The organism is Micromonospora foliorum (assembly GCF_022229015.1).
Lineage (GTDB): Bacteria > Actinomycetota > Actinomycetes > Mycobacteriales > Micromonosporaceae > Micromonospora > Micromonospora foliorum.
The window spans coordinates 1-13225 of the sequence record NZ_JAKKFF010000275.1 but is presented as its reverse complement, the minus strand read 5'-3'; the positions used below and the strand labels follow the sequence as shown (position 1 = coordinate 13225).

General features: G+C 71.6%; 15 protein-coding genes. 4 read left to right on the top strand and 11 right to left on the bottom strand.

Features of this window, described 5'->3' with window-relative positions:
• Window positions 1–4: 4 nt before the first annotated feature.
• From kal to kdd, 5 genes are read right to left on the bottom strand one after another with little or no spacing between them, the layout of a single operon-like run.
• Window positions 5–412, bottom strand: a complete 408-nt coding sequence (kal, locus tag PSH25_RS20385; protein ID WP_238660614.1) for a 3-aminobutyryl-CoA ammonia lyase — start codon at window positions 410–412, stop codon at window positions 5–7.
• Window positions 409–1164, bottom strand: coding sequence for a lysine 5,6-aminomutase subunit beta (gene kamE / locus PSH25_RS20380; protein ID WP_308193705.1), 756 nt, complete (start codon window positions 1162–1164; stop codon window positions 409–411). Before kamE ends, kal begins: the two co-directional genes overlap by 4 nt.
• Complete coding sequence (gene kamD, locus PSH25_RS20375; RefSeq protein WP_238660613.1) at window positions 1161–2720, bottom strand: lysine 5,6-aminomutase subunit alpha; 1560 nt, start codon at window positions 2718–2720, stop codon at window positions 1161–1163. The genes kamE and kamD overlap by 4 nt, the downstream gene beginning before the upstream one ends.
• A gap of 45 nt (window positions 2721–2765) precedes the next feature.
• Window positions 2766–4331, bottom strand: a complete 1566-nt coding sequence (locus tag PSH25_RS20370) for an amidohydrolase (RefSeq protein WP_238660612.1) — start codon at window positions 4329–4331, stop codon at window positions 2766–2768.
• A 4-nt stretch (window positions 4332–4335) separates the two neighbouring features.
• Entirely contained in the window at window positions 4336–5397 is a 1062-nt protein-coding gene (kdd, locus tag PSH25_RS20365) for an L-erythro-3,5-diaminohexanoate dehydrogenase (RefSeq protein WP_502361355.1), read from the bottom strand.
• A 142-nt stretch (window positions 5398–5539) separates the two neighbouring features.
• Between kdd and PSH25_RS20360 the strand changes: the two genes are divergently transcribed.
• Entirely contained in the window at window positions 5540–6946 is a 1407-nt protein-coding gene (locus PSH25_RS20360) for a KamA family radical SAM protein (RefSeq protein WP_238660611.1), read from the top strand.
• Between the two features lie 283 nt (window positions 6947–7229).
• On the top strand, window positions 7230–7502 hold the full coding sequence (locus PSH25_RS34030; protein WP_308193703.1) for a hypothetical protein: 273 nt from the start codon (window positions 7230–7232) through the stop codon (window positions 7500–7502).
• 53 nt (window positions 7503–7555) lie between these two features.
• Here the strand turns inward: PSH25_RS34030 and PSH25_RS20350 are convergent, their stop codons facing one another.
• A complete protein-coding gene (locus tag PSH25_RS20350) occupies window positions 7556–8068 on the bottom strand; it encodes a TetR/AcrR family transcriptional regulator (protein WP_238660609.1) in 513 nt (170 codons plus the stop codon).
• 149 nt (window positions 8069–8217) lie between these two features.
• Here PSH25_RS20350 and PSH25_RS20345 point away from each other — a divergent pair, with 149 nt between their 5' ends.
• The gene (locus tag PSH25_RS20345; protein WP_238660608.1) at window positions 8218–9162 is read left to right on the top strand and encodes an NADP-dependent oxidoreductase; all 945 of its coding nucleotides are present in this window, start codon (window positions 8218–8220) and stop codon (window positions 9160–9162) included.
• Between the two features lie 3 nt (window positions 9163–9165).
• Here PSH25_RS20345 and PSH25_RS20340 read toward each other — a convergent pair whose 3' ends face one another.
• Together PSH25_RS20340 and PSH25_RS20335 are read right to left on the bottom strand one after the other, a co-directional pair.
• Window positions 9166–9828 (bottom strand): polysaccharide deacetylase family protein, encoded by a 663-nt coding sequence (locus tag PSH25_RS20340; RefSeq protein WP_238660606.1) that lies wholly within the window; start codon window positions 9826–9828, stop codon window positions 9166–9168.
• A 478-nt stretch (window positions 9829–10306) separates the two neighbouring features.
• Window positions 10307–10501, bottom strand: a complete 195-nt coding sequence (locus tag PSH25_RS20335; protein WP_238660605.1) for a CsbD family protein — start codon at window positions 10499–10501, stop codon at window positions 10307–10309.
• Between the two features lie 157 nt (window positions 10502–10658).
• Here PSH25_RS20335 and PSH25_RS20330 point away from each other — a divergent pair, with 157 nt between their 5' ends.
• Complete coding sequence (locus tag PSH25_RS20330) at window positions 10659–11270, top strand: histidine phosphatase family protein (RefSeq protein WP_238660603.1); 612 nt, start codon at window positions 10659–10661, stop codon at window positions 11268–11270.
• On the opposite strand, the gene PSH25_RS20325 is transcribed toward PSH25_RS20330, so the two are convergent.
• From PSH25_RS20325 to PSH25_RS20315, 3 genes are all read right to left on the bottom strand, one after another.
• Entirely contained in the window at window positions 11200–11706 is a 507-nt protein-coding gene (locus PSH25_RS20325) for an Lrp/AsnC family transcriptional regulator (RefSeq protein ID WP_238660602.1), read from the bottom strand. The two genes, PSH25_RS20330 and PSH25_RS20325, sit on opposite strands and share 71 nt — an antisense overlap.
• A gap of 107 nt (window positions 11707–11813) precedes the next feature.
• Window positions 11814–12956 (bottom strand): acyl-CoA dehydrogenase family protein, encoded by a 1143-nt coding sequence (locus PSH25_RS20320; protein WP_238660601.1) that lies wholly within the window; start codon window positions 12954–12956, stop codon window positions 11814–11816.
• On the bottom strand, window positions 12953–13225 hold a 273-nt coding region (locus PSH25_RS20315; RefSeq protein WP_238660599.1), incomplete at its 5' end, for a M24 family metallopeptidase. The genes PSH25_RS20320 and PSH25_RS20315, both read right to left, overlap by 4 nt.

The following is a 13225-nucleotide window of genomic DNA, read 5'->3' as shown; positions in this document are numbered from 1 at the left end:
CGGCTCACTCCTCGCGACTCACGCTGGCGGCGGGAACGACCACGGTGCCGGTCGCGGTGACCGCCACGATCGGCGGGTCGAGGACCTCGGCGGCGGACGCGGAACGGTCCGGGCGGCCCCGGCACACCACCGCGCAGCTCAGCTCCAGGGTGCGGCTACGGGTGCCCACCCGCGACACCCGCGCGGTCACCTCCACCACGTCCCCGGCGTGCACGGGCGCGTGGAACCGCACGTCGGCGTACCCGGCGAACAGGCCCTCGTCGCCGTCGGTGCGGATGCACACCTCCGTGGCGACGTCGCCGAACAACCCGAGCGCGTACGCCCCGTCGACGAGGTTGCCGGCGTAGTGGGCGTGCGCGTACGGCACATACCGCCGGTGCGTCACCGTCAACCCGAGCCGTGCGTCGGTCATGCCATCGCCTTCCGTTGCGTGATCAGGGCGTGCACCAGGTAGCTGGCCACCTCGCCGGGCGTGGTGCCCCGACCGAAGATCCGGTCCACGCCCAACTCGTCGGTCATCGTCTCGTCGAAGCGGGGACCACCGACGATCAACAGCGGCCGCCGCCCCGCCGGCATCGCCTCCCGGAACGCCGCGGACATCTCCCGGGTGTTGTGCAGGTGCGCGTCGCGTTGGGTGACCACCTGCGACACGAGCACCGCGTCGGCCTTCTCCGCCCGGGCGGTCTCCACCAGCTCCGGCACGCTGACCTGCGCGCCCATGTTGGTGACCTTCAACTCCCGGTAGTACTCCAGGCCCTTCTCCCCCGCGATGCCCTTGACGTTGAGGATCGCGTCGATGCCCACGGTGTGCGCGTCGGTGCCGATGCACGCCCCGACCACGGACAGCTTGCGCCGCAACCGCTGCTTGATGACCGTGTTGACGTCCTTCGCCGACAGCAGCGCGAAGTCCCGTTCCACCACCTGCACGGCGCTCAGGTCGACCAGATGGTTGACCCGCCCGTAGACGACGAAGAACGTGAACCCGTCGCCCATCGGTGTGGCGTGCACCACCATCGCCGGGTCGATGCCCATCTTGTTGGCCAACTGCACCGCCGCGCCCTCGGCGCGCTTGTCGTGGGTCACCGGCAGGGTGAACGACACCTGCACCATCCCGTCACCGGTGGTGTCCCCGTACGGGCGCACGATCTGCTTCTCCCCGCTCACGCCGCCGCCTCCAGGATGTCGGTGGCCGGGTTGCAGTAGTCGGCCTCGTGCGCGGCGACCCCGGACAGTCCCTTACCGCGGTCCGCGGGCCGCTTCATGATCCCGAAGGTGCCCTCGGCGATCGCCGTGAGCAGCGTCTGCTCCCCGATGCGCTCCAGCAGGTCCAGCGCCTCACCGAGGACCTGGTTGGCGCGGCGGCGGATGAACCCGCCCGGCGCGGGCACGAAGTCCTCGTGCAGCCCACCGGCCGCGCCCAGCACGTAGCGCACGTTCTGCAACGCGATGTCCCGGTCGGACAACCACGGCGTCACCACCGCCTCGGTCATCATCCCCACCAGCAGGATGCCCTGACCGGTCAGCGCCCCGGCCAGGTTGAAGAACCCGTCGAGCAGGTTGCCCCGGAACACGTCACCGGTCATGTGCTTCGTCGGCGGCATCCACTTCAACGGCGCGTCGGGAAACAACTCCCGGGCCAGCAACGCGTGCGCCAACTCCAACCGGAACGACTCCGGCACCTCCGGGTTGATCTCGAACGCGTGCCCCAACCCCAACTGCCAGTCCGCCAACCCCGCCTCGTGCGCGAAGAACTCGTTGAGCAGCTGCGACACCGTCACCGTGTGCGCCTCGTCGACCGCGTCCGCGGTGGTCAGGTAGTTGTCCTCACCGGTGTTGATGATGATCCCGGCGCGGGCGTGCACCTGCCGGGAGAACCGCTGGTCGACGAACGTGCGCACCGGGTTGATGTCGCGGAACAGGATCCCGTACATCGAGTCGTTCAACATCATGTCGAGGCGTTCCAACCCCGCGAGGGTCGCCATCTCCGGCATGCACAGCCCGGACGCGTAGTTGGTCAACCGCACGTAGCGGCCCACCTCCTTCGACGACTCGTCCAACGCCGCGCGCATCAGCCGGAAGTTCTCCTGCGTGGCGTACGTGCCGGCGAACCCCTCCCGGGTCGCGCCCTCGGGCACGTAGTCCAGCAACGACTGCCCGGTGGAACGGATCACCGCGATCACGTCCGCGCCGGCCCGCGCCGCCGCCTGCGCCTGCGGGATGTCCTCGTAGATGTCCCCGGTGGCGACGATCAGGTAGATCCACGGCCGCTGCGCCGGGTCACCGTGGCGCTTCACCAGACGGTCCCGCTCGGCGCGCCGCCGGTCGATGCGGCGGATGCCCGCCCCGACCGCCTTACGCGCCGCCGACCGGGCGGCGGTCGCCGCCCGCCCGGTGGGCTGGGTGAACCGCACCGACCCGGCGGCGGCCTTCTGCGCCAGCAACGTCACGTCGGTGCTGCCCTCCCGGACCAGGGCGTCGAACACCGGCACCGCCACCCCGTGCCCCAACCCCACGTCCGCGGCGACCGCGTCGACGAGCCGGTTCACCCACGGAATGCCGTCCGGGTCGGCGCCGGTCACCCCGGCCAACCGCAGCACCGCCCGCTCCACCGACACCGTGGTGTGGCTACGCGCCAGGTCCACCACCGGCTGCCCGGCCCGACGCGCCAACTCCCGCGCCCGCGCCACCAACACCGGATCAAGATCAAGCTTGCCCATCAACCATCCACTCGTTCCTGTGCCTGATGGTTCGCTCGCTTCGCTCACTCACGGCGACCCTTCCTCATAGATGACCTCACCGCGCAGCACCAGTCGCCGGCACACCGGCAGCGGCGTCGGGTCGTCCGGACCCCGCTGCTCCGGGTCCTCGGCCAGCAACACCGGCAGACCCCGCTCCACCCCCGCCGGCGTCGACCACACCGCGAACGTCGCCGGCGCACCCAGGGCGAGGACCCCCTCGACGTCCAGGTGCACCGCCCGCCACCCACCACGGGTGTGCGCCGCGAACGCCGAGCGCACACCCATCCGCTGCGCCGGGTTGTGGTGCGCCACCGCCGCCCGCACCGACCCCCACGGGTCCAGCGGCGTCACCGGCGAATCCGACCCGAACGCCAACGCCACCCCCACCGAGTGCATCGCACCCATCGGGTTCGACTCCAACGACCGGTCCAACCCCAACCGCGCCTCGTACATCCGGCCCGCGCCACCCCACAACCGGTCGAACGCCGGCTGCATGCTCGCCACCACCCCGTACTCCACGAACCGCGCGATCAACCCCTTGTTCATGATCTCCGCGTGCTCGATGCGGTGCCGGGCCGCCCGCAACCGCTCCACCCCCACCGTCCGCGCCGCCGCCGCGAACCCGTCCAGGACGGTGCCGATCGCCGCGTCACCGATGGCGTGGAACCCGCCCTGCATGCCGTGCGCCGCGCAGTCCAGCAGGTGATCACGCACCTGCTCGGCCGACAGGTACCCGTGCCCGCAGCCGTCACCGTCGCCGTACGGCTGCGACACGTGCGCCGTGCGCGACCCCAACGCCCCGTCGGCGAACAGGTCCCCACCGGCGCCGACCGCACCCAACTCCCGGGCCCGCGCCGCGCCACCCAACTCACCCCAGTACCCGTACACCTCTGGCAACCCCGCGCCGGAGATGCCCAGCAGACCGGTGAAGTCCTCCTCGTCGGAGATCTCCGGACCACCGCACTCGTGCACCGCCGCGATCCCCAACGACGCCGCGTGCTCCAGGGCCACCCGCTGCGCCGCGACCCGCTGCGCCCGACTCACCGACCCCTGCGCGGCCGCCCGCACCACGTGGTGCGCGTCGCGCCGCAACCAGCCCGACGCGTCGTACCCGGCCGCCTGCGCCGCCTGCGGGCACGCCGCCAGCAACGCCGACGACACCAACGCCGAGTGGATCGACGCCTGCGACAGGTACACCCGCCGACCACCGGCCGCCCGGTCCAGCGCCGCCGCGTCCGGCAACGTCGGATCCGACCAGCCCGACTCGTCCCAACCGTGACCCAGCACCACCGCGTCCGCCGGCAGGTCCGCCGCGAACCCGGCCACCGCGTCGAGCAGCTGCCCCGCCGAGCGCACCCCGGACAACTCCAGCCCGGACAACGCCAACCCGGTGTCGGTGGCGTGCACGTGCGCGTCGACGAACGCCGGCGTCACCAACGCCCCACCCAGGTCCACCACCCGGTCGGCCGGCGGCGCGTCACCGTCGGTCCCCAACCAGGCGATCCGCCCACCGGACACCAGCAGCGCGGTGGCGCTCGGGTCGGCGGGGCAGTGCAGCACGCCGCCGCGGTACAACGTCGAGGGGTTCGTCATGGCCTCAGTCTGCCGCGACCCGCGCCGCGAACAGCTGACGCACCCCCGGCTCGGCCCGCAGCAGCCCCAACGCCAACTCCGCGTGCCCCGGCACGTACCCGTTGCCCACCAGCATCGTCACGTCCGCCGCCAACCCCTCCGCGCCCAACGCGGCCGCGGAGAAGCTCGTCGCCATCGAGAAGAAGATCACTGTGCCGCCGTCCGCGGTGGCCAGCACCGCCCCGTGCTCACACCCCGGCACGTCCACGCAGACCACCGTCACGTCCGCCGGCGCACCCAGCGCCGTGGTCACCGCCGTGGACAACCCCACCGGGTCACGCGCGTCGGCCAACGCCACCACCGACGCCAGGCCGGCGGCCGTCAGCGCGTCGCGCTCCGCCGCCACCGGCACGACCCCGACGGTACGCGCGGCGCCCGCACGTCGCGCCGCCGCCAGAGACAGCGACCCGCTCTTACCGGCCCCGCCGATCACCGCGACCCGCACCGGCGTCGGATCACCGCTGCGCTGGCGCTCCTCGACGTAACGCGACACCACCCGGGCGGTCAGCGCGGGCGCCCCGCACACGTCCAGCACGGCGAGGGACAACTGCGGGTCCTCGTCGTCGGGCAGCACCGCGGCGATGGACCGCGCGAACAGGATCGCCCACCCGTCACAGGGCACCTGCTCGCTGCGCCCGTCCCAGCGGACCAACCCATCGGTGATCACCAGCGGCGTCAGCGTCAACGACACCAGGGTGGCGACCCGCTGCCCCGCCCTGAGCCCCAGCGGGGACCGCCGACCGGCCTCCTCGACCGTGCCGATCAACATCCCACCCGACCCGGTCACCGGGTTCTGCATCTTCCCCCGGGCCGCGATGATCTCCAGCACCTCGGCGCGGACCGCGTCACCGTTGCCGCCGTGCTTCTCCGACAACTGCCGGAAGCTGGCCGCGTCCAGGTTGAGCCGCTGCACCCGGATCCGCACCTCGTTCGGCGCGATCGCCGCCGACGCGTCCAGGCGCCAGGCCGCCTGCGGCAGCACCCCCGCCGGTTGCACGACGCGGTGCAGTCCCACCGGTGACGTCACGCCAACCTCCCCCTGCCCAGCCGTCCGAAGCCCCGGTCAAGGCTCGCGTAACGGGAAAACTTACGGCAGACTAATTTCTTTGCCGGATATTTTCCAGTAGCCTTCGGGCTCCGAAGATCAGCCGCAACACCGAGGAGGGGCCGTGACCCAGACCCAACCGGTTGAGACCATCCCTCAACCCCGTCACGCCCCGGTCGCCACACCGACCGCCGGGCAGCCCTACGAGTACCACCGCCGCCCCCTGGTCGAACCCGACTGGACCCGCTTCCCCGGCTGGCGCCACGTCACCCGCGACCAGTGGGAATCCGCCCAGTGGCAGCGCGTCAACTGCGTCAAGAACATCAAGCAGCTCCGCGCCGTCTTCGGTGACCTGATCGACGACACCTTCTACGCCGACCTCGAGGCCGACCAGAAGGCCCTGGCCACCATGTCCATGCTGGTGCCACCACAAATGATCAACACGATGGTGCCGTTCGCGACCCTCACCACCGAGGCGCTGCTCGCCGACCCCATCCGCCGCTACATGATCCCGGTCGCCTCCGACCGACGCACCGACTGGCCCTCACACCCCTACGCCAGCCGCGACAGCCTCCACGAGCACGACATGTGGGTCGCCGAAGGGCTCACCCACCGCTACCCCACCAAGGTCCTCGCCGAACTGCTCTCCACCTGCCCCCAGTACTGCGGGCACTGCACCCGAATGGACCTCGTCGGCAACTCCACCCCCGCCGTCGACAAACTCAAGCTCACCCTCAAGCCCGTCGACCGCTACGACGCCCACATCGCCTACCTCAAGGCCCACGCCGGCGTCCGCGACGTGGTCGTCTCCGGCGGCGACGTGGCCAACGTCCCCTGGCGCAACCTCGAGTCGTACCTCATGCGCCTGCTCGAACTGGAGACGGTCCGCGACATCCGACTCGCCACCAAGGCCCTCATGGGCCTGCCCCAACACTGGCTGCAACCCGACGTCGTCGAGGGCCTGGAACGCGTCGCCCGCACCGCCGCCCGCCGCGGCGTCAACCTCGCCATCCACACCCACGTCAACCACGCCCAGTCGCTCACCCCACTGGTCGCCAAGGCCGCCCAGACCGCCCTCGACGTCGGCGTCCGCGACGTCCGCAACCAGGGCGTGCTCATGCGCGGCGTCAACGCCACCACCCCGGAACTGCTCGACCTCTGCTTCGCCCTACAGGGCGAAGCCGGGATCCTGCCCTACTACTTCTACATGTGCGACATGATCCCCAACGCCGAACACTGGCGGGTCCCGGTCTGGCACGCCCAACAACTCCAACACGACATCATGGGCTACCTCCCCGGCTACGCCACCCCCCGCATCGTCTGCGACGTCCCCTTCGTCGGCAAGCGCTGGGTGCACATGCTCACCGACTACGACCGTGAGCGCGGCATCTCCTACTGGACCAAGAACTACCGCACCTCCATCGAATCCGCCGACCTGGAGGCGCTCAACAAGCGCTACGCCTACTACGACCCGATCGACACCCTGCCCGCCGACGGCCAGCAGTGGTGGAACGACCACCGCGACGACTGACCCACCCACGACGAAGCCCCCGGGATTCCTCACCCGGGGGCTTCGCCGTCCCCCGTCACCGGCAGCCGAGCGCCTGCACGTACTCGGCCCGCACCGTCCCGGCCGCGACCTCGTCGGCGTACTCCCAAACACCCGCCACCCGTGGCTGCCGCGCAACGCCTCGGTGGCCCGCCGCACCCCGGCCTCGTCCCCAGTCGCCCGCGCCCGCTGCCACTCCGCGATCCACCCACAGCCGACCCGGGACGTCACACCCACACCGAACTGGTACGAGTCACTCACGCCGATGTCCTTGAGCGCCGCGACGTCGAACCCGGGCGGCAGCGGCACGTCGGTGAGCACCTTCGCCACCCGCCGGGCCACCCCGTACAACCACAGCCGAGCCTCCCCGCCGACCGGAATTGTCCTGCCGGCGACGCCACGCCACCAGAAAGGTCTCCGCTACGACGTCAGCCGCGTCCTCCGGATGCGCGACACGACGCAACGCGTACGCCAACAACGACTCAAATGCCTCGGCGTAGACCCGCCGGAAGCGGTCCTCGCCATGCTCTGTCCCTGAGCTCACGTCCAGTCCATGTCCGGTGCGACCACAACCGTGACAGCCCGCACCGGTCAGGCGCGGATACCGGCGAGCACTAGATCGGCGACCCTACCGATCACCCGGGCGCTCGTCGCTGCCGGCAACCGCCGAAGCGACGCGATGGCCAACAGGCCGGCCCGGACGTCGTCCGCGTCGACGCCGTCGCGCAGCACCCCCGCCGCCCGGGCCCGCACCACCAGCACGTTCAACGCCTGCGCGTGCTCCCGCCGCTCCCGCTGAAACGCCGCACTCACCTCACCCGGCCCCAACAACGCCTCGTTGAGCGCCCGGTCATGGATCTGCCGCTCGGCGAACTCGCGCACCACGCCGGACAGCGCCCGCCACGGGTCCGGGTCGTCGAGCGCGCGGCGCACCTGCACCGTGCAATCGTCCACACGCTCGGCCAGGACCGTCGCCACCAACTCCGTACGCGTCGGAAAATGCCGGTACAGGGTCGCCACACCCACCCCCGCCCGTCGCGCCACCTCCCGCATGGGCACCTCGAGCCCCGCCGACGCGAACGCCTCCCGTGCCGCCGCTACCACCCGATCACGGTTGGACCGGGCATCGGCACGCTGTATCTGAGACATCTCCGACCGGCCCCCTCTCACTTGACCCCACAGCGGAACGCCTGCTCCGTTTCCAGGCCTACGGTACGACCACCACCACGTCACCCCAGGCAGAGGAGCCCCTGATGTTCGCCGTGCAGTACGACCGGTTCGGCGGTCCCGAGGTACTCCACCTCGGCAGCACCGACGCACCACAGCCCCGGGCCGGCCAGATCCGCATCCGCGTCCAGGCCGCCGGCGTCTCCCCCGTCGACATCGGCCTCCGCTCCGGCCGCACCCCGATGAGCGCCCAACTGCCGCTGCCACACATCCCCGGCGTCGACGCGGCCGGCATCGTCGACGAGATCGGCGACGACGTCGACGGGGTCACCCTCGGCGACCATGTCTTCGGCATCGTCGAGCTGGCCAGACTCGGCGGCGCGAGCGCACAATTCGCGGTACTACAGCTCTGGACGCACAAACCCACCGCCATGCCGTGGGCCCAGGCGGGCGCGGCGGGCACCAGCATCGAGACCGCCACCCGTGCCCTCGACCTACTGGACCTACGGCCCGGCATGACGCTCCTCGTCGACGGCGCCGCCGGTGGCGTCGGCAGCACCGCCGTCCAACTCGCCACCGCCCGCGGCGTCCACGTCATCGGCACCGCCCGCGCCGACAACCACGACTTCCTCCGCCAGCTCGGGACGACGCCGGTCACCTACGGCCCCGACCTCACCACCCGCCTCGACGCCCTAGGCGTGACCCGGATCGACCGCGCCCTCGACGTTGCCGGCGCCGGGTCCCTGACCGAGCTGCTCCACCTCACCGGCGACCCGACAGCGGTGCTCACCCTGGCCGACTTCACCGCGCCCAGCCACGGCGTTCGCCTGTCCATGGGGCAACTGGCCGGCGAACCCGACGGTCGCCACGGCCTGCCCGCCGCAGCCGAACTGTTCACCGAGGGCCGTTTCATGGTGCCCATCGAAGCGACCTTCCCCCTAGAGAAGGCGGCCGACGCCCACCAGAGCGCCGAGCACGGATCCCGCCGCGGAAAAATCGTCCTGACCGTCGACGACGTGCAGGAAAGCTGAGCCTCAGCCCTCGGCCAGCACCTCGGACAACGGCGCCGGCACCAGCCCCCGCTCCCGCAACCCCACCAGGATGTGCGGCAACGCCTCATCGGTCATCGCCGCGTTCGCCTCGGTCACGTGCATGATCACCACCGAGCCGGGGCGAACGTGGTCCAACACCGCCCGCACCAACGGCTTCCACGCCGTCGCGAACGGGTCGCCGCTGACCACGTCCCCGTCGACGACAGTCACACCCAGCGGCGCCAACGCGTCCAACGCCGCCGCGTCGTGACACAACCCCGGAAACCGGAAGTACCGGGTCTGCCGACCCCCGTACGGCGCGATCACCTCGAACGTCTTCGCCACATCGCCGGCCAACTCCTCGACCGGCAACCGGGGCAGGTCGTAACAGTCGGCGGTGAACGCCGCGTGCCCGTAGGTGTGGTTGGCCAACTCGAAGCGCGGATTGCTGGCGATCCGCCGGGTCACGTCCGGATACCGCTTGACCCACTTGCCAGTCAGGAAGAACGTCGCCGGCACCTGCTCCCGCTCCAGCAGGTCGAGGATGCGCAGGTTCGCGTACGACCTCACGCGACCGGCCCGCAGGCTGGCCAACATCCCGTCGGTCATGTCCGCGTCGAAGGTCAGCGCGACCTTGGCGCCGGTGCGCGGGCCGTGATCCACCACCGGCGCCCTGCTCCCCACCCGCGTCGCCCCCGGAACAGCCGCAACCGTCGGCGTCGGGGCATTCTGTGGGGTGGCGGGAACCGTTGGTGTCGGAACCGCCTGCGACGCGCCGGCGGTCGGCGCGGCCGCAGAGGCGGACGAGCCGACGAAGACCGGCCCCTGCGGCGGTGGCACCCGGGACGCCGTGCACGCGACACTGCCGACAACGGCCGCCGCAACCAGTACGCCACACCACAGTGGGCGAAGCCGGGGTCGGATCACGCCGCAGATCATCGCAGAAGCGAAAGCGCCTCACTGTCCTGCGCGCTCAAGCCCACGTCGATCTTGCACTTTCTGTTGTCGACATCGGTTGAACATCCCTTATGTCGGCACAATAAGTGCAAGATCGCGGCGCAGTGGGCAGGGGCAGGGGCAGGGGCAGGGGCGGCATGACGGGTCCCCGGGCGCCGGTGCGCCGGGGACCCGGGGACCGCTCAGGTCACTTCGTGAACGAGTCCTTCACGTTGCGACCGGCGTCCTTGACCTTCTCACCGGCCTGCTTGGCGCGCGCGTTGCTCTGCTGGCTGGCGCCCTCGCCACGCATCGGCTCGTTGTCGGTCATGTCGCCGACGCGCTCCCTCGCGGCGCCGGCCATCTGCTCGACCTTGTTGCGTGCCTTCTCGGTGAAGCTCATCGCGCCTCCTCGGTCTGGCGGATCTCGGGCCTCGCTTGCCCGGTCCTCGGGTGCCGAAACCGGTGGTGCCGGTCGGCACACCCGCTAACGCATCCTAGGAAGATAGGTTGTGGGAGGGTCGCCTGACCGCCCCGCCGCACGATGGTTAACTGACCGCATGGGAGAGCTCCTGCTGATCCGGCACGGCGAGACCACCTGGAGCGCCAGCCTGCGGCACACCTCGTACACCGACCTGGAGCTGACCCCCGACGGCGAGCGACAGGCCCGCACCCTGGCCGCGTTCCTGGCCGGCCGGCGCTTCGTCACCGTGCTGGCCAGCCCCCGCTCCCGGGCGCTGCGCACCGCGCAGCTGGCCGGGCTCACCGTCGACGGTGTCGACGAGGACCTCAGCGAGTGGAACTACGGCGAGTACGAGGGCCGCACCACCGTCGACATCCACGACGACGATCCGCACTGGAACATCTGGACCGACGGCTGCCCCGGCGGGGAGTCCCCCGCGCAGGTGGGCGAACGGGTCGACCGGGTGCTGGCCCGCGTCACCCCGCTGCTCGACCGGGGCACCGTCGCGCTGGTGGGGCACGCGCACAGCCTGCGGGTGCTCGGTGCCCGCTGGATCGGCCTGCCCCCGTCCGCCGGTGGGCGGCTACGCCTCGAAACCGCCACGGTCAGCGCGCTCGGTCACGAACACGGCCGGCAGGTCATCCTGCGGTGGAACCAGCCGGCTCCTCCGGCGCCCGGGACCGCGACCGACTCGGTACCGCAGCGCTGATCTTCGGTGGCCGGTTCTCGTACGGCGTGGACAACACCACTGTCGTGCGGGTCGTGACGTTCGCCGAGGTGCGGATCTCCTGGAGCACCCGCTCCAGGTCGGTGGGGCTGGCCACCCGCACCAGCAGCAGGTAGAAGTCCTCCCCCGCCACCGAATAACAGGAGTCGATCTCCGGCAGGTGGGCCAGCCGCTCCGGGGCGTCGTCCGGCTGCGACGGGTCGAACGGCCGGATCGCCACGAACGCGGTCAGCGGCAGGTCCAGCGCCTCGAACGACACCCGGGCGGCGTACCCCTTGACCACCCCGCGCTGCTCCAGCCGGCGGACCCGCTGGTGCACGGCGGACACCGACAGCCCCACCCTCTCGGCCAGGTCGGTGTACGACAGACGGCCGTCGGCGGTCAGCGCGGCGACGATTGCGCGGTCGATCTCCTCCACGGCGTGCAACCTACCGGGAAAACCGTCCCACGGCGACGATGCGCCCGGGTGGCGGGCCGCGGTGGGCCGCGGCGCACGCACCGCAGCCGCACCACCACGCGCCGTCGTCAGTCCTTGGCCAGCGCCCGGGAGATCACCATCCGCTGGATCTGGTTGGTGCCCTCCACGATCTGCAACACCTTCGCCTCGCGCATGTACCGCTCCACCGGGTGGTCGGCCACGTAACCCGCGCCGCCGAGCACCTGCACCGCGTCGGTGGTCACCCGCATCGCCATGTCGGTGGCGAAGAGCTTCGCCTTGGCCGCCTCGATCGCGTACGGGCGGCCGGCGTCGCGCAGCCGGGCCGCCGCCAGGGTCAGCGCGCGGGCGGCGGAGATCTGGGTGGCCGCGTCGGCGAGCAGGAACCCCAGCCCCTGGAAGTCGATGATGGAGCGCCCGAACTGCTGCCGTTCCCGGGCGTAGGAGACCGCGTAGTCCAGGGCGGCCTGGGCCAGCCCGACCGCGCACGCCGCGATGCCCAGCCGGCCGGAGTCCAGCGCGGACATCGCGATGGTGAAGCCCATCCCCTCACCGCCGATCAACCGGTCGGCCGGCACCCGCGCCTCGTCGAAGGCGATCTGCGCCACCGGGGAGGCGCGCAGCCCCATCGTCCGCTCGGCCGCCTGCGGGGTGATGCCGGCCGTGCCCGCGTCGGCGAGCAGGCAGGAGATGCCCTTCGGGCCGGGCCCTCCGGTGCGGCAGAAGACGTTGTAGAAGTCGGCCGTCCGGGCGTGGGTGATCCACGCCTTGGTGCCGGAGACCAGGTACGCGTCGCCGTCCCGGTCCGCCCGGGTGGTCAGCGCCGCCGCGTCCGAGCCACCCTGCGGTTCGGAGAGGCAGTACGCGCCCAGCAACTCGCCACCGAGCATGTCCGGCAGCAGCTTGCGCTGCTCGTCGCTGCCGAACGCCGCCACGGGGTAGCAGGACAGCGTGTGCACGCTGACCGCCTCGGCCACCGCGAGCCACCGGCTGGCCAGGATCTCCAACACCTGCAGGTACACCTCGTACGGCTGCGCCGCGCCGCCGTACTCCTCGGGGTAGGGCAGGCCGAGCAGGCCGGCCCGGCCCAGCGTCCGCAGCACCTCGCGGGGGAACTCGGCGCGTTCCTCGAAGGCCGCGGCCTTCGGCGCGAGCTCGCGGTCGGCGAGCTCGGTGGCGAGACCCAGCAGGTCGTGGGCCTCGTCGGTGGGGAGGATCCGGTCGACAGTCATAGCGCGATGAGCTCCGTGGGGGTGGTGTTGAGCCGTTGCACGCCGTCCGTTGTGCAGACGACGATGTCCTCGATGCGGGCGCCGTGCCGGCCCGCCAGGTAGATGCCCGGTTCGATGGAGAACGCCATGCCGGCCTCGAGGGGCCGGTCGTTGCCGGCCACCAGGTACGGCTCCTCGTGCCCGTCCAGACCGATGCCGTGGCCGGTGCGGTGCAGGAACGCGGGACCGTAGCCGGCGGCGGCGATCGGCGCCCGGGCCGCGGCGTCGGC